16 protein-coding genes and 1 pseudogene are annotated in these 15406 nt (G+C 65.4%); 14 read left to right on the top strand and 3 right to left on the bottom strand.

All coding sequences use genetic code 11. The features are described 5' to 3' along the window. A partial coding sequence (locus D579_RS14295) for an integrase core domain-containing protein (RefSeq protein WP_026289527.1) occupies positions 1 to 422 on the top strand: 422 nt, incomplete at its 5' end. A gap of 50 nt (positions 423 to 472) precedes the next feature. Here the strand turns inward: D579_RS14295 and radA are convergent. The 3 genes from radA to D579_RS0112545 all read right to left on the bottom strand — a co-directional run bounded on the left by radA (position 473) and on the right by D579_RS0112545 (position 4006). Then, positions 473 to 1819 (bottom strand): DNA repair protein RadA, encoded by a 1347-nt coding sequence (radA, locus tag D579_RS0112555; RefSeq protein WP_018952209.1) that lies wholly within the window; start codon positions 1817 to 1819, stop codon positions 473 to 475. Beyond that, positions 1819 to 3105 (bottom strand): HlyC/CorC family transporter, encoded by a 1287-nt coding sequence (locus D579_RS0112550; protein WP_018169177.1) that lies wholly within the window; start codon positions 3103 to 3105, stop codon positions 1819 to 1821. Before D579_RS0112550 ends, radA begins: the two co-directional genes overlap by 1 nt. Positions 3106 to 3205: 100 nt before the next feature. Next, positions 3206 to 4006: an inner membrane protein YpjD gene (locus tag D579_RS0112545; protein ID WP_018169176.1), complete on the bottom strand. Its 801-nt coding sequence runs from the start codon at positions 4004 to 4006 to the stop codon at positions 3206 to 3208. A 199-nt stretch (positions 4007 to 4205) separates the two neighbouring features. Between D579_RS0112545 and ffh the strand changes: the two genes are divergently transcribed. From ffh to D579_RS15375, 13 genes and pseudogenes are all read left to right on the top strand, one after another. Beyond that, positions 4206 to 5594 (top strand): signal recognition particle protein, encoded by a 1389-nt coding sequence (gene ffh, locus D579_RS0112540; RefSeq protein ID WP_018952208.1) that lies wholly within the window; start codon positions 4206 to 4208, stop codon positions 5592 to 5594. A gap of 135 nt (positions 5595 to 5729) precedes the next feature. Beyond that, entirely contained in the window at positions 5730 to 5993 is a 264-nt protein-coding gene (gene rpsP / locus D579_RS0112535) for a 30S ribosomal protein S16 (RefSeq protein ID WP_018145315.1), read from the top strand. Positions 5994 to 6030: 37 nt separating this feature from the next. After that, on the top strand, positions 6031 to 6540 hold the full coding sequence (rimM, locus tag D579_RS0112530) for a ribosome maturation factor RimM (protein WP_026289526.1): 510 nt from the start codon (positions 6031 to 6033) through the stop codon (positions 6538 to 6540). Positions 6541 to 6550: 10 nt separating this feature from the next. Then, positions 6551 to 7318, top strand: a complete 768-nt coding sequence (gene trmD / locus D579_RS0112525; RefSeq protein WP_018952206.1) for a tRNA (guanosine(37)-N1)-methyltransferase TrmD — start codon at positions 6551 to 6553, stop codon at positions 7316 to 7318. Positions 7319 to 7327: 9 nt separating this feature from the next. Then, entirely contained in the window at positions 7328 to 7684 is a 357-nt protein-coding gene (gene rplS, locus D579_RS0112520; RefSeq protein ID WP_018145318.1) for a 50S ribosomal protein L19, read from the top strand. A 23-nt stretch (positions 7685 to 7707) separates the two neighbouring features. Next, positions 7708 to 8274 carry a methylated-DNA--[protein]-cysteine S-methyltransferase gene (locus tag D579_RS0112515; protein WP_018952205.1) on the top strand — a complete coding sequence of 189 codons (567 nt, stop codon included), beginning with the start codon at positions 7708 to 7710 and terminating at the stop codon, positions 8272 to 8274. A 443-nt stretch (positions 8275 to 8717) separates the two neighbouring features. Next, entirely contained in the window at positions 8718 to 9527 is an 810-nt protein-coding gene (soxA, locus tag D579_RS0112510; protein WP_018169171.1) for a sulfur oxidation c-type cytochrome SoxA, read from the top strand. A 28-nt stretch (positions 9528 to 9555) separates the two neighbouring features. Further along, entirely contained in the window at positions 9556 to 10248 is a 693-nt protein-coding gene (soxX, locus tag D579_RS0112505) for a sulfur oxidation c-type cytochrome SoxX (protein ID WP_018952204.1), read from the top strand. Positions 10249 to 10488: 240 nt separating this feature from the next. Next, positions 10489 to 11175 carry a sulfur oxidation c-type cytochrome SoxX gene (gene soxX / locus D579_RS0112500; protein WP_026289525.1) on the top strand — a complete coding sequence of 229 codons (687 nt, stop codon included), beginning with the start codon at positions 10489 to 10491 and terminating at the stop codon, positions 11173 to 11175. Positions 11176 to 11265: 90 nt separating this feature from the next. Beyond that, the gene (locus tag D579_RS0112495) at positions 11266 to 12174 is read left to right on the top strand and encodes a 23S rRNA (adenine(2030)-N(6))-methyltransferase RlmJ (protein WP_018952203.1); all 909 of its coding nucleotides are present in this window, start codon (positions 11266 to 11268) and stop codon (positions 12172 to 12174) included. Then, a complete protein-coding gene (gene htpG, locus D579_RS0112490) occupies positions 12171 to 14081 on the top strand; it encodes a molecular chaperone HtpG (RefSeq protein WP_018952202.1) in 1911 nt (636 codons plus the stop codon). The genes D579_RS0112495 and htpG overlap by 4 nt, the downstream gene beginning before the upstream one ends. 108 nt (positions 14082 to 14189) lie before the next feature. Next, positions 14190 to 14672: a peptidylprolyl isomerase gene (locus tag D579_RS0112485; protein ID WP_018169167.1), complete on the top strand. Its 483-nt coding sequence runs from the start codon at positions 14190 to 14192 to the stop codon at positions 14670 to 14672. A 384-nt stretch (positions 14673 to 15056) separates the two neighbouring features. Then, positions 15057 to 15406 (top strand): annotated as a pseudogene (locus D579_RS15375) (energy transducer TonB); the annotation flags it as partial.

The raw sequence follows: 15406 nt of genomic DNA, 5'->3' as shown, positions 1-15406 counted from the left end.
ACGGCATCCAACACCGCCTGACCCAGCCCAGAAAGCCCCAGACGAACGGGATGGTCGAGCGCTTCAACGGGCGCATTGCCGATCTCCTGCGCACGTACCACATCGACTCCAGCGAGCAGATGCAGGACGCCCTGTACCATTACCTGTACTTGTACAACCACGCCATCCAGCAAAAGGCCCTGGGTCACCGAACGCCCGTAGCGGCCCTCAAGGCGTGGCAGCAAACCCACCCCGACTGCTTTCGAAAACGCGTTTATAACCAGCCGAGACCTGACAGGTACTTCTTTGCACGAGCAAAGAAGTACCTCGCGGTGCGCTCGCGAGAGAGCGCCTGGCAGGCGGTGGACCGGAGCCACCGTAAACACCGGACGATGAACCATGGCCAGCCACAACAAGGCAGGCGGCCGGTCGAAAGTACGTAAACACCGAGCGATGAACCTGGCCCGACCTGGGCGCGCGGCAGGAGACGACGCTACAGGGCGTCGAGGACTTCGGAGAGGCGCGAGACGGGGATGATTTCCATTCCCTTGATCGGCTTGCGTGGGGCGTTGGCGGCCGGCGCGATGGCGCGGGTGTAGCCATGCTTGGCCGCTTCGCGCAGGCGTTCCTCGCCGTTCGGGACCGGGCGGATCTCGCCGGCCAGGCCGACCTCGCCGAACGCCAGCAGCTCCTGCGGCAGGGCGCGATCACGGAAGCTGGAGAGCGCGGCCGCCAGCATCGGCAGGTCGGCGGCAGTCTCGGTTACGCGCACGCCGCCCACCACGTTGATGAACACGTCCTGGTCGAACAGGGCCACGCCGCCGTGGCGATGCAGCACGGCCAGGAGCATGGTCAGGCGGTTCTGCTCCAGCCCTACGGTGATCCGCCGCGGCTGCGAGGCATGGCTCTCGGCGACCAGCGCCTGCACCTCGACCAGCAACGGGCGCGTGCCCTCGCGGGTAACCATGACGACGCTGCCGGGCACCGGCCCCTGGTGACGTGACAGGAAGATCGCGGACGGGTTGGAGACCGCCTTCAACCCGTTCTCCAGCATGGCGAACACGCCCAGCTCGTTCACCGCGCCGAAGCGGTTCTTCACCGCGCGCAGCATGCGGTAGCGCCCGTCCGGGTCGCCCTCGAAATAGAGCACCGTATCGACCATGTGCTCCAGCACGCGTGGCCCGGCGAGCTGGCCGTCCTTGGTCACGTGACCGACCAGGATCACGGTGATGCCGCGTTGCTTGGCCATGCGCACCAGGGCCGCGGCGCTTTCGCGCACCTGGCCGACCGAGCCGGGGGCGGACTGCAGCGCAGCGGTGTAGAGCGTCTGGATGGAGTCGATTACCAGTACGCGCGGGCGCTCGCGTTCGCAGGTGGCGATCACGTTCTCGACCTGGGTCTCGGTCAGCAGGCGCAGCCCGTCGACCTCCAGGCCCAGGCGCCGGGCGCGCATGCCGATCTGCTGGGCCGATTCCTCGCCGGTCACGTAGAGCGTGTCGCCGATGGGCAGCATGGCCAGGGTCTGCAGCAGCAGCGTGGACTTGCCGATGCCCGGGTCGCCGCCCAGCAGCACCACTGACCCGTGGACCAGGCCGCCCCCCAGGGCGCGATCCAGCTCCGATAACCCGGTGCTGGTGCGCGGTACCTCGGCCAGCTCGACCTCGCCCAGGCGGGTAATGCCGGCGACCGCGCCGGCGTACCCGCCGCGCGGGCCGGCGCTGGCCGTCGGAGCGGCCTCCTCCAGGGTGTTCCAGGCGCCGCAGTCGCCGCACTGGCCGGCCCACTTGGGGCTGATCGCGCCGCAGGACTGGCATACGTACTGGGTCTTGCTCTTTGCCATCAGGGGGCCTTCTGCGGTGGGGCTTCCGGCAGGTCGGGCGCGACCACGCGCACGGTGCGGATGGTGTTGTTCTTGATCTGGGCGATGTCCATCACCACGCCGTTGATCTTCACGCTTACGGGCGCTTCGGGGATGCTTTCCAGGTGTTCGACGATCAGGCCGCTGAGGGTCTTCGGGCCGTCCTGTGGCAGGTCCAGGCCCAGGGCCCGGTTCAGTTCACGCAGGTGAATGCCGCCGTCGACCATGACCGAGCCGTCGTCCTGACGCAGGAGGTCGTCGCTCATCGCCGGGGAGTCGGTGGTGAACTCGCCGACGATCTCCTCCAGCAGGTCCTCCAGCGTGATCAGCCCCTCGATATCACCGTACTCGTCCACCACCAGGCCGATCCGCTTCTTCTGTTGCTGGAAGTTGATCAGCTGGCGGTTGAGCGCCGTACCTTCGGGAATGAAGTAGGGCGGGGTCAGGACCTGACGCAGGTCGTCGGGGCCGAACGCGTCACGCTCGACCAGTGGCAGGACGTCGCGGCGATGGACGAAGCCGACGATGTGGTCCAGCTCGCCCTCCACCACCGGCAGGCGGGTGAAGCTGCCGTGGATCAGTTGGTCCTCGACCTCGTTCCAGGGTTCGTTCAGGTCAATCACCACGATCTCGTTGCGCGGGATCATGATGTCCTCGACCGTGGTGCGCTCCAGATCCAGCAGGTTCAGCAGCATGCGCTGGTGGTTCGCCGGGATCAGCGCGCCGGCCTCGGAGACCACGCTGCGCAGTTCATCGGTGTTCAGTGCGGCGCGCTGGTCGGCATTCATATGGACGCCGAACAGGCGCAGCACGCCGTTCGCCATTAGGTTGATCATCCAGACCACCGGCCACATCACCCTGATCAGTCCGGAGTAGACCCAGGCGGCGGGGTAGGCCACGCGTTCGCTGTGCAGCGCGGCGAGGGTCTTCGGTGCGGTCTCGGCGAAGATCAGCAGGGTCAGGGTCAGCACGCCGGTGGCGATGGCCACACCGGTATCGCCGAACAGGCGCCACCCGATGAAGGTGGCGATCTGCGCGATCATGATGTTGACGAAATTATTGCCCAGCAGGATCAGTCCGATCAGTCGATCCGGTTTCTCCAGCAGCCGCGCGGCGCGCTGGGCGCCGCGATGGCCGGTCTGCGCGCGGTGGCGCATGCGATAGCGGTTCAACGCCATCAACGCCGTCTCCGAGCCGGAGAAGAACGCCGACAGCAGGAACAGCACCACCAGGGCGCCGAACAGGACGTACAGCGGGATCTCTTGCAAGGGTGCGGCCTGCGGTCAGGGGTGGGCGGACGGGCGGGGCTGCATGCTCGGGATCATTTCAGGCAAGGCCCGCGGGGGTGTCAAGCCGTGGTTACCGCGTTCAGATGCGTCCGAGGATGACTTCCAGTACCAGCTTGGAGCCGAAATAGGCCAGCACCAGCACGACAAAGCCGCCGGTGGTCCAGGCCAGTGCGCGGGTGCCGCGCCAGCCGAGACGCCAGCGGCCAATCAGCAGGGTGGAGAAGATCAGCCAGGCCAGGATCGACAGTGTGGTCTTGTGGACCAGGTGCTGGGCAAACAGATTGTCCACGAACAGCAACCCGGACAGCAGGCTGAGCCCGAGGAATAGCCAGCCGATGAAGATCATCCGGAACAGCCACACCTCCATCGAGAACAACGGCGGCAGGGCGCGCACGAAGCCCGAGGCGTGATGGTTGTGCAGGGCCCGGTGCTGGGCGGCCATCACCGCCGCCTGTGCGGTGGACAGCGCGAGGAACGCCCAGCCCAGTGCCGAGAACAGGATGTGCAGGTCGATCCCGGCCGAGGTGGTATAGCGCGTATCGCCGTCACACAGGAGAGCGGTGAGGGCGGCCAGCGCGGTCAGCGGCAGGATCACGACCCCGAGGATGGCCAGGGGATGGCGCCAGCTCGTCAGCCACAGCAGTGCGGCCACCAGCCACAGCGAGGCCGACAGCGCATTGCCCAGGCACAGGTTGAGTCCCGTATCGGTCAGCACCATCGGCAGCAGAGCGCCCAGGTGGGCGAGCAGCGCGAGCCCCCACAGGGCCAGGGGCCCCCGCGGCTGGCCCTGTGTCAGCGGCTGCCGGCGGGCGGTGACAACCAGGTAGCCCGCGGTGACGAGATACAGCGCGACGGCGAGGAGTCCGATGGCAATGATCATGACGCCGGATTATCGCCGCTCCGCGGGCGGATTGCACATGGTGACGGCCGTTCCGGCGCCAGTTCGGGTGCCCCGCTGTGATCTCTCGACCGGTTGCCCGGCGGTGGGCCTGCATCCCGGAGCGCGAGAGCGGTATACTGTGCGGTCCCGTGGTCGGTGGATGTGCGCCGACCACCGCTGATTCAGATGAGGACGCGTGATGTTCGACGGCCTTTCCAGCCGCCTGCAGGAGACCATGAAGCGCCTGAAGGGTCAGGCGCGGCTCACGGAGGATAATGTCCAGGAGGCCATGCGCGAGGTGCGCATGGCGCTGCTGGAGGCCGACGTGGCCCTGCCGGTGGTGCGCGAGTTCATCAAGGACGTCAAGGAAAAGGCGCTGGGCAAGGAGGTCATTGGCAGCCTGACCCCCGGCCAGGCCCTGATCAAGGTCGTCCATGACGAACTGATCGCGACCATGGGTGGCGAGAATGCCTCGCTGAACCTGGCGCAGCAGCCGCCCGCCGTGGTGCTGGTGGCCGGCCTCCAGGGTGCCGGCAAGACCACCAGTATCGGCAAGCTCGCGCGCCTGTTGCGCGAGCGCGAGAAGAAAAAGGTCGCAGTGGTCAGCTGTGACGTCTATCGCCCGGCGGCAATCCAGCAGTTGGAAACCCTGGCCGGCCAGGTCGAAGTCACGTTCTATCCCAGCGACACCAGCCAGAAGCCCGAGGCGATCGCCAGGGATGCGGTCGCCCGCGCCCGCCGCGAGGGCATCGAGGTCCTGCTGGTGGATACCGCGGGCCGCCTGCATGTCGACGAGGACATGATGGCCGAGGTCCAGGCCCTGCATCAGGCGATCGACCCGATCGAGACCCTGTTCGTGGTCGATTCCATGACCGGCCAGGATGCGGCGAACACCGCACGCGCCTTCGGCGAGGCGCTGCCGCTGACCGGCGTGGTGCTGACCAAGGCGGACGGCGATGCCCGTGGGGGTGCGGCCCTCTCGGTGCGCCAGATCACCGGCGTGCCGATCAAGTTCATTGGCATGGGCGAACGCCCGGATGCCCTGGAGCCGTTCCACCCCGAGCGCATCGCCTCGCGCATCCTCGGCAAGGGCGACGTGCTGTCGCTGGTCGAGGAGGCCAGTCGCCAGGTCGACCAGGATCAGGCCGAGAAGCTGACCCGCAAGTTGAAGAAGGGGCGCGGCTTCGACCTGAACGACCTGCGTGATCAGCTGGGCCAGATGCAGAAGATGGGCGGCATGAGCTCCATGCTCGAGAAGCTCCCCGGCGGTGGCAAGCTGCCGGATGTGGTGAAGAATCAGGCCAACGACAAGGAGATCGGTCGCATGATGGCGGTGATCTCGTCGATGACCGAGCGCGAGCGTCGTCACCCGGAGGTGATCAAGGGTTCGCGCAAGCGCCGTATTGCCGCCGGTTCCGGCACCCAGATTCAGGATGTGAATCGTCTGCTCAAGCAACACACCCAAATGAGCAAGGCGATGAAGAAATTCTCCAAGGGCGGCGCATCGAAGATGATGCGGGCCCTGGGGAGCAAGATGGGCGGCATGGGGGGCATGGGTGGCCCCGGCGGCGGGATGCCGTTTCGCTAGCAGAAACTACCTAAAGCACGTGCGAGCGGCGGCCTGGCGCACAAGGGAGACATGAGCTCTCCCTTGTGTTGTCGGTCGAATTCGTTATAATCGCGCGTTTTCTCGAGAAAACGGACTCACGGGGTTCAACACTACATGGTTACGATTCGCCTGCTACGCCGCGGCGCCAAGAAGCGCCCGTTTTATTCGATCGTGGTTACCGATTCCCGCGCTCGTCGCGATAGCGGCTACAAGGAGCAGATCGGTTTCTTCAACCCGGTGGCCCGCGGTCAGGAAGAACCGCTGCGCATCGATCTGGAGCGCGTGGACCACTGGCTGGGTCACGGCGCCGGCATGTCCGAGCGTGTGAATCACCTGGTCAAGGGTTACCGCAAGCAGCAGCAGTCCGCGGCGGCCTGAGGGCGCCCGGCCGTTGTACTGACGCTTGGCGGCGGTCATGAATGAGGCGGATGAGCGTATCCGCGTCGGGCGTGTGTCCGGGGTCTATGGCGTCAAGGGTTGGGTGCGGGTCTTTTCCGAGACCGCGCCGCGCGCCGCGATTACCGAATTCCCGCAGCTGTGGATGCAGCACGGGAGTGATTGGCGCCTGGTTGACGTCGAGGGCGGCCGCGGCCATGGCCAGGGCGTCGTGATGAAGTTTCACGAAGCCGCGGATCGCGATGGGGCGCACCGGTTGATTGGTGCCGAACTCGCGATCGAGCGGGCCTGGTTGCCACCGGCCGAGGATGGTGCCTACTACTGGGCCGATCTTCTGGGCATGGCGGTCGAGAACAACGACGGCGCGGTGTTGGGAACCATCTCGGGTTTTATCGAGACCGGTGCCAACGACGTGCTGGTAGTCCAGGGGGATCGGGAACGCCTGATCCCCTGGGTTCGCGACCAGTACGTGCTGGACGTGGATCTGGAGGCCCGCCGCGTGCGGGTCGACTGGGACCCGGAATTCTGAAGCGGCGCGGATGCGTTTCGACGTCATCTCGCTGTTTCCGGAGCTGGTCGCAGCGGTTGGCGAATCCGGAGTGACCGGGCGGGCCGTGGAGCGCGGTCAGCTGGAACTGAGATACTGGAATCCGCGTGCCTGGGGCGCCGGTGTTCACCAGGCAGTGGACGACCGGCCATATGGCGGGGGTCCCGGCATGGTGATGCAATACGCGCCGCTGGCGTCCGCGCTGAATGCGGCGCGGGCGGATGCCGAAGCCACGCCGTACGTGATCGCACTGACCCCGCAGGGGCAGCCGATCCGGCAGGCGATGCTGCGTGAACTGGCCGGGCGGCCGCGGGTCGCCCTGGTCTGCGGGCGCTACGAGGGTATCGACGAGCGCTTTATCGAGGCGCAGGTCGACGCGGAGTGGTCGCTGGGCGACTTCGTGCTCTCGGGCGGCGAACTTGCGGCGATGGCGGTGATCGATGGCTGTGCCCGCCTGCTGCCGGGGGTTCTGGGGCATGCGGACTCGGCCGAGCAGGACTCGTTCAGTGCGGGGCTTCTGGATTGCCCGCACTACACGCGCCCGGAGACGGTCGCCGGGCGTACCGTGCCGCCGGTCCTGAAGGGGGGCGATCATGGCGCGATCCGGCGCTGGCGCCGCCGCGAGGCACTGGGCAGGACCTGGGCCCGGCGGCCGGACCTGCTGGCCCGGCTGGAACTCGGGGCCGAAGATGCGGCCCTGTTGGACGAATACCGTGCGAGTGGCCATACCGGCGGCTCGCGCACCGAAAGCGATGATTGAGGTCGAGCAATGAATAACGTCATTCAGGAACTGGAAGCCGAGCAGATGAAGTCGGATGTGCCCGCCTTCGGGCCCGGCGATACCTTGGTGGTGCAGGTCAAGGTTCGCGAAGGCGACCGCGAGCGTCTGCAGGCCTTCGAGGGCGCGGTGATCGCCGTGCGCAACCGCGGCCTCAACTCCGCCTTCACCCTGCGCAAGGTCTCCTACGGCAACGGCGTGGAGCGTACCTTCCAGACCCACAGCCCGCAGATCGCCGAGATCAAGGTGAAGCGCCGCGGCAAGGTGCGTCGTTCCAAGCTGTACTACCTGCGCGACCGGACCGGCAAGGCCGCCCGCATCAAGGAAGACGTCAAGGCCGCGAAGTAACGCGACCGGACGGGGTTCGGCGCATGGCCGAACCCCTGCCACCCCTGGCGTTTCACTATTCGATGTCGGCAGGTCCGATGACCCGAAGCCAGCGCTGCCTCCTCCCCGGAGTCGCGCTGGCTTTTGTGTGGCTGGAATCCGCCGATGGCGAAGTCCTGGCCTGCGACTGGCAGGATCCGGACGACCCCGAGGACCTGGTGCCGTTGGTGGATATCCCGAGCGCGGACCTCCAGGCGCCGCGCTTTGACCCGGAACGCTACGGTCGTGACGCCACGGCCTGGCGCCCGACGTCGGCTGTACCCCCCGGCAGCGCCCATGCGCGCCGGGTGTGGGCCGCCTTGTCGGAGATCCCGGTGGGCGAGGTGCGCACGTACTCCGAGATCGCGACCCGCGTGGGTTCTGCGCCCCGTGCGGTGGGGCAGGCCTGTCGCGCCAACCCCTGGCCCTTGTTCATCCCCTGCCACCGCGTGGTGTCCTCGCGTTTTCGCACCTCCAGCGATGTCGGCGGTTACGCCGGCGATCAGGTTGGAGAGCTGGCCCAGGTGAAACGCCTGCTGCTGGTCCATGAGGGTGTTCTGGGTCGCGATTGACCCTCGGGCGGTTTGTTCGCAGCTCTCCGCTCCCTCCCCGTACTCGCACCTGCGTTGGGTGCTTTTCTCTTTCTAGCCCGCTATTCCGTGGAGGCTGCGTTAGCCCGCCGTGCTCGGGCTGGCCATGGTTCTCGGATATTCGCACGCGACATCAGGGGTTTGTCGCTCAGGGCGCGCCTGAACTGCGCCCGAAAAAAATCTGGAAAGGGGGGGAATAATAAAGGGGAAACCATCGTCTGCCCCTCGGTGTTGATCCCCAAGAACCGTTGCAAAACAGCCTTTTAGCAAACGCTAATATAGTCTTTTGTGTTGACAGCACGGACTCGGGTTCAGCACTCTGCTACACAGGTCCGGGCCAGATCAGTCCCGGGCTCAATCGAAAAAAAACCCGTGTGATGGAGGTTTCCATGTTCAAGAAAGCATTGCTTGCGTTGCCCGTAGCAATGGCTGTTGGGGCTGCGGCTCAGGCCGGCGAATGGCAAGACCCCAATGATGTCCTGCAGAACCTGCTGCAGAACAACCCCGATTCCGCCTACCTGCATCAGAGTGAAATGAACATCATGATGATGCCGGACAACCCGGCCCTGTGGCTGGTCGAGGAAGGCGAGGACCTGTTCTACGCCCAGCGCGGCCCGAACAACGTCTCCCTGGAAGGCTGCGACTTCGGCAAGGGGCCGGGCGAGCTGGACGGCGCCTATGTCGAGCTGCCGCGCTACTTCGAAGACACCGGCAAGGTGATGGACTTCGAAATGCGCCTGGTGCACTGCATGAAGGAGCTGCAGGGCTTTACCAGCGATGATGCCGCCGTCGGCCAGCGTCACGGCAACGGCTCCGACATCATGAAGCTGACCACCTACATTGCCCACCAGTCCTCCGGTATGGCGTGGAATCCGCCGCTGGATCACCCGGAAGAGCAGGCCATGCGCGATGCGGGCGAAAAGCTGTTCTTCCGCCGCGGTGGCGCGATGGACTTCAACTGCGCCAGCTGCCATGGCGATTCCGGCAAGCAGATCCGTGCCTCCGTGCTGCCCGAGATGCGCAATGGGCAGGAATGGACGAAGGCTGTTTCCTGGCCCGCCCACCGCGCCGGTCACGACAACGTGCGTAGCCAGAACCACCGTATCCGTGGTTGCGTGTGGCAGATGCGCCACGCTGGTATCAAGCACGATACCCCGGTCAACACCGCCCTGATCTCGTTCTGGAACGATGCGGCGCGTGGCGAACCGGCCATCCTGCCCGACCTGAAGCGGTAATCTACGGACGCAATAGGAGACACCAAGTATGTTTAAAAAGAATGCTGTTGCGGCCGGCATGGCCGCGTTCGCATCCGTCGCCCTCGCCGCTGGTTGCGCCGTTGCCGATGGAAGCAAGGGTTCGGATGTCGACATCACCGCGATGAGCGCTGACGAGCTGGCCGAGCATCTCATCTTCGAAACGGACAGCTTCCGTGACCAGGAGATGCAGGAAGGCGGTTCCTGGCGTGATCGCATGACCCAGGACGAGCTGCAGAAGGCCTGCTCCATGGAAGGCGATCCGGATGGCGAAACCGCCGGCCGCGTCGTGGCCATGGCGCGTGCCGGCTACGAGCGTCCGGAAGGCGGCGTGGAGCTGGGTGACTGGCGCAAGGGTGCCGAACTGGCGAACTCCGGTTATGGCTACCGCCAGGGTCACAACACGGACAACCACAGTCAGCGCGAGGCGGGTGGCAATTGCTACAACTGCCACGTGTTCGACCCGCGGGTTTCCGAGCAGGGGACCATCGGCCCGAGCCTGCAGAACTACGGTGCCAACCGTGGTACCAGCGAAGCGGTGCTGAATTACGTGCACGAGGTGATTTCCAATCCTCACCAGTACTTCCCGTGCTCCCAGATGCCGCGGTTCAACTCCGACCGTCACCAGCTCCTGAGCGACGAGCAGATCAGCCATATCATGGCTTACCTGCTGGATCCGGAGTCGCCGGTCAACAACCAGTAAGCCACACGCTGGTTCTAGGGCAGCCTTCCGGGGCTGCCCTTTTTTGAACCACCGCGGGAGGGCTCGCGGTGGTTTTTCCTGACGGACCCGCGCCTGGGTCTATCTACTTTGCGGCCATGGGCCGTTGATCCGGGACCTGTTCTCCATCGGGCCTGGAGGCAGCCGGGCCTACGCCTGGAAGACGCCGGCACGATGATCGGCAAGAAGCGGCAATAGCCGACGCAAGAGGAGACATCAGGGATGCTTAGGAACAAGACAGTTGGGGCGAGCTTGGCCGTTCTGGCGTCCACGGTGCTGATCGCGGGTTGCGATGGCTGGATGGGCGAGACCAGTGGCGAGGTCGACATTACGGCGATGAGCGCCGACGAATTGGCAGATTACCTCGTGCTGGAAACGGACAGTTATCGTTTCGAGCAGGAGGCGCAGGAAGGTGGGTCGGCCCGTGATCGCATGGTGCAGGATGGCATTCAGGCCGCCTGTTCGATCGAGGGCGATCCGGATTCCGGGACCGCAGGCGAGGTGATCGCCATGGCCCGCGAAAGCTACGAGGCGCCGCCGGGTGGTCCGCGCCTGGGCAACTGGCGCCGTGGCGCCGAGTTGGCGCGCTCCGGGTATGGCTACCGTATCGGTCATCGAAACGATGACCATGGTACCCGCGAGGCAGGCGGTAATTGTTACGCCTGCCATCAGATGGATCCGGCCGAGGAGCTTTACGGCACCCTGGGCCCGAGCCTGGCCGGTTACGGGGCCACCCGCGGTAATGACAGTTCGGTGGTGAATTACGTGCACCAGGTGGTGTCCAACCCCCACCAGTACTTCCCGTGCACCAAGATGCCGCGGTTCGGACGCAACAACTTCCTCAGCGAGGAACAGATTGCACACGTCATGGCGTATCTTCTGGATCCGGACTCGCCGGTCAACCAGTAAGCCGTTCACACGGTCGAGGGCGGTCCTTCCGGGCTGCCCTTCTTGAGCCACCGCGGGTACCCTCGCGGTGGCTTTTTGTTTGAGGGACGCATGCTCAGCTACCAACATGACTACCACGCCGGCAATTTTGCCGACGTCCACAAGCACCTGGTCCTGTGGCAGGTTCTGGAATCGCTGCGTGGGCGCGAGAAACCCTTCGTGGCCGTGGACCTGCACGCTGGCGCCGGGGGCTACGACCTGACCAGCGCGCGGGCACGCAAGACCGACGAGGCCACCTCCGGTATCGCACGCCTGTGGTCTGCGGATCCGGTCTGGCCATCCGCGGGCCGCACGTTCCTGCAGACGCTGCGGGGGATGCAGCCGAAGCCCCCGCGCCTTACCGAATATCCGGGGTCCCCGTTGCTGATTCAGGCGCGGTTGCGCGAACGCGATCGCCTGATCGCGTGCGAACTCCATCCGGAGGCCCATGATCGGCTGCAGACGCGCCTCGCCGGCGATTCACGCTGCCATGTGCACAAGCGTGACGCGCGCGAGGCCGCGCGAGCGCTGTTTCCGCCGGAGCCACGCCGCGGTCTGGTCCTGCTGGACCCGTCCTACGAGCGCAAGTCGGAGTATCGCGAGGTGGCGGAGATGGTGGCGACCATCCGTCGGCGCTGGAACACCGGGATCATCCTGGTCTGGTACCCCATTCTCGCAGGCAGGCCGGATCACCCGATGCGCGAACAGTTACGCGCCGAGCTGGACGATCCCTGGCTGGTCAGCGAGTTGCGTATCGCCGCCGACCCGGAGCGCCACCTCGGGCTGGCGGGCTCCGGGATGCTGGTGCTGCGTCCGCCGTGGCAGCTGGAGGAGCAGCTTCCGGAGCTGCTCGCGCCGGTCTGGGCACTGCTGGATCCGGAAGGAGCGGGCGGACTTTACCAGGCCGCGGTCCTTGAAAACGGGACAGGCGACCCTACCTTACGACGTGTCGAGAACAATCAAGGGACACGCACGCCATGACCGAAACCCAGACCGAACCCAGCACCGAAACTCGCCGCTTCGAGACGGAGGTCAGCCAGCTTCTGCAGCTGATGATCCACTCGCTTTATTCCAATCGCGAGATCTTCTTGCGTGAGTTGATCTCCAACGGCGCCGATGCCTGTGACAAGCTGCGTTTCGAGGCCCTGGCCCAGCCGGACGCGATCCCGCAGCCGGCGGAGCTGGTGATTGACGTCGAGGTGGACGCGGAGGCGCGGACCGTTACGGTGCGCGACAACGGCATCGGCATGTCACGTGACGAGGTGGTCGAACATATCGGCACCATCGCACGCTCGGGTACCAAGGCGTTTCTCGAGAAGCTGACTGGCGACCAGAAAAAGGATTCCCAGCTGATTGGTCAGTTCGGGGTGGGTTTTTACTCGTCGTTCATCGTCGCCGACCACGTGCGCCTGGAGACGCGCCGCGCCGGCAGCGAACAGGATGCGGGTACCCGCTGGGAGTCGCGTGGCGATGGTGAATACACCATTGCCCCATGCGAGCGCACCGAGGCCGGGACCGAGATCACCCTGACCCTGAAGGAAGACGCTGGCGAGTTTCTCGAGCCCGTGCGTCTGCGCCACATTATCGGGCGCTACTCGGACCATGTGGCGTTCCCGATCCGCATGCGCAAGCAGGACGAGGAGGGCAACTCTACCGACGACTGGGAGACCGTGAACCGTGCCAGTGCGCTGTGGACCCGCTCGAAGAGCGAGATCAGCGACGAGGAATACCGGGAGTTCTACAAGCACGTCGCGCACGACTTCGAGGATCCGGCCGCCTGGACCCACAACCACGTGGAGGGCCGGCAGGAATACACCACGCTGTTCTACATCCCGAAGCGCGCGCCGTTCGACCTTTGGGATCGCGATGCCCGCCACGGGGTGAAGCTCTACGTGAAGCGGGTGTTCATCATGGACGACGCGGACAAGCTGCTGCCCAACTACCTGCGCTTCGTGCGCGGGGTGGTGGACTCGGCGGACCTGCCGCTGAACGTCTCGCGCGAGATCCTGCAGGACAACCGCCTGGTGGACTCGATCCGCTCCGGTTCGGTGAAGAAGATCCTGGGGCTGCTGGAAAGCATCGCCAAGAACGAGCCCGAGGCGTACGCCGAGATCTGGCAGAACTTCGGGCGGGTGCTGAAGGAGGGACCCGGCGAGGATTTCGCCAACCAGGAGGCGATCGCCAAGTTGCTGCGCTTTGCCAGCACCCATAACAGCGACGACACCCAGAACGTCGCGCTGGCGGATTACCTCGAGCGCATGAAGGAGGGCCAGGAGGCGATCTACCTGATCACTGCCGACAATGCCTCCGCCGCGCGCAACAGCCCGCACCTGGAGATCTTCCGCAAGCACGGGATCGAGGTCCTGTTGCTGTCGGACCGGGTCGACGAGTGGCTGCTGTCCCACCTGCGCGAGTTCGACGGCAAGCCCATCAAGAATGTCGCCAAGGGTGACCTGGACCTCGACAAGATCATCGGCGAGGACGTCGAGCAGAAGGACGAGACCGGCGAGCAAGCCGCGGAGGGCGACCTGGGCGATCTGCCGGAACGTCTGCAGCAGGCCCTGGGCGAACGCGTGGAGAGCGTGCGGCCCTCGCGGCGGTTGGTGGAGTCTCCGGCCTGTATCGTGCTCGGCGAGCACGAGATGGCCCTGTACCTGCAGGAACTGCTCAAGCAGGCCGGCCAGGAGACCTTCTCCGGCAAACCGGTGCTGGAGGTCAACCCGGGCCATCCGCTGGTCGCACGCCTCAAGGCCGCGGAAGGCGACGACTTCAACGACCTGGCCTCCTTGCTGTTCGAGCAGTCCCTGCTGGCCGAGGGCGGGCAGCTGGAGGACCCGAGCGGGTTCGTCGCCCGGTTGAACCGACTGCTATTGCAGAAGGCCGCCTGACCTGGCGGACACCCACCCGCCGGAAACCGCGTGTCCGGCGGGTGGACCTGACGTGGAGCGATATTCCGCGTTACCCTTAAAAGTTCATGTATTAAGAGGGCAAAGCCCATGCAAGTCGCGCAGAACGCCGTGGTGGCCATCCACTACACCCTGACCAACGATGCTGGCGAGAAGATCGACAGCTCCGAAGGCCGCGAGCCGCTGGCCTACCTGCACGGACAAGGCCAGATTGTCCCGGGCCTGGAAAAGGAGCTGGAAGGCAAGGCCGCCGGTGACAAGGTCCAGGCGAAGGTCTCCCCGGAAGAAGGCTATGGCGAGAAGATCGACGCCATGGTTCAGGAGATCCCGATGGAGGCCTTCCAGGGCGTCGAATCCGTCGAGCCGGGGATGCAGTTCCAGGCGCAGACCGAGAACGGCCCGCTGACGGTCACCGTGACCAAGGTCGAGGGCGACACCGCCACGGTCGATGGCAACCATCCGCTGGCCGGCGAGACCCTGAACTTCGACGTCGAGATCGTCGAAGTCCGCGAGGCCTCGGCCGAAGAGCTGGAGCACGGCCACGCCCACGGCGAGGGCGGTCACCAGCACTGATCGCGCCTGGCCGGCGATACCGCCGGCCTAGCCGCCTTTTTCGACCCGCCCCGGTGTTTCCGGGGCGGGTTTTATCGTTTTGGACCCGAGGAAAGTTGACCCGCGCTGCCGCGTATCGATCCCGAGCGAATGACGCCATATGCGACTGGTATTGCAAACCATTCGCATTAAGGGTAGGGTGCGCTCTGTTCGTGGGCAGTGACTTGGCAATCCGCCGACCAGCCGCGATAGTCGGATTCCGGGAGATGCGTGACCCATACGCGCCGATGTGCGAGCGGGTTAGCTTCTCTTCGGTCAAGGTGTCTATACATTCGTGTCCTGCGGCGAGCTGGCTCATCCATGACCCACCGTTTTTCCATATCCCCTTCCGGCAGTCGTCGTGCGTTGGCGCTGGGCGTGGCCGTGAGCTTCGCGCTGCACGGCGGGATACTGGGCTCGCTATGGGTGATGCGTGATGCCGCACCGGAGTTGGCTGGCACCCGGGGCGGGGGCATGGAGGCACACTGGGTCGAACTGGATGCGGTGTTGCCTGACCCGACCGGGCAAGAAACGGCGGTCGTTGAACCCGACGCCGTGACCGAGACACTTGAGGAACCGGAACCGGAACCGGAACCGGAACCGGAACCGGAACCGGAACCGGAACCGGAACCGGAACCGGAACCGGAACCAGAGCCGGAACCAGAGCCGGAACCAGAGCCGGAACCAGAGCCGGAACCAGAGCCGGAACCAGAGCC

The sequence above is a fragment of the Thioalkalivibrio sp. AKL12 genome (genome assembly GCF_000377925.1).
Lineage (GTDB): Bacteria > Pseudomonadota > Gammaproteobacteria > Ectothiorhodospirales > Ectothiorhodospiraceae > Thioalkalivibrio > Thioalkalivibrio versutus.
Note: the sequence above shows the minus strand (reverse complement) of the source record. Positions and strands in the feature narration are given on the sequence as shown.

Bases quoted from the DNA above. Each gene is read 5' to 3' on its own strand.
- radA (WP_018952209.1), bottom strand. From the start codon at position 1,819: ATGGCAAAGAGCAAGACCCAGTACGTATGCCAGTCCTGCGGCGCGATC.
- D579_RS0112545 (WP_018169176.1), bottom strand. From the start codon at position 4,006: ATGATCATTGCCATCGGACTCCTCGCCGTCGCGCTGTATCTCGTCACC.
- ffh (WP_018952208.1), top strand. From the start codon at position 4,206: ATGTTCGACGGCCTTTCCAGCCGCCTGCAGGAGACCATGAAGCGCCTG.
- rpsP (WP_018145315.1), top strand. From the start codon at position 5,730: ATGGTTACGATTCGCCTGCTACGCCGCGGCGCCAAGAAGCGCCCGTTT.
- rimM (WP_026289526.1), top strand. From the start codon at position 6,031: ATGAATGAGGCGGATGAGCGTATCCGCGTCGGGCGTGTGTCCGGGGTC.
- trmD (WP_018952206.1), top strand. From the start codon at position 6,551: ATGCGTTTCGACGTCATCTCGCTGTTTCCGGAGCTGGTCGCAGCGGTT.
- rplS (WP_018145318.1), top strand. From the start codon at position 7,328: ATGAATAACGTCATTCAGGAACTGGAAGCCGAGCAGATGAAGTCGGAT.
- D579_RS0112515 (WP_018952205.1), top strand. From the start codon at position 7,708: ATGGCCGAACCCCTGCCACCCCTGGCGTTTCACTATTCGATGTCGGCA.
- soxA (WP_018169171.1), top strand. From the start codon at position 8,718: ATGGCTGTTGGGGCTGCGGCTCAGGCCGGCGAATGGCAAGACCCCAAT.
- soxX (WP_018952204.1), top strand. From the start codon at position 9,556: ATGTTTAAAAAGAATGCTGTTGCGGCCGGCATGGCCGCGTTCGCATCC.
- soxX (WP_026289525.1), top strand. From the start codon at position 10,489: ATGCTTAGGAACAAGACAGTTGGGGCGAGCTTGGCCGTTCTGGCGTCC.
- D579_RS0112495 (WP_018952203.1), top strand. From the start codon at position 11,266: ATGCTCAGCTACCAACATGACTACCACGCCGGCAATTTTGCCGACGTC.
- htpG (WP_018952202.1), top strand. From the start codon at position 12,171: ATGACCGAAACCCAGACCGAACCCAGCACCGAAACTCGCCGCTTCGAG.
- D579_RS0112485 (WP_018169167.1), top strand. From the start codon at position 14,190: ATGCAAGTCGCGCAGAACGCCGTGGTGGCCATCCACTACACCCTGACC.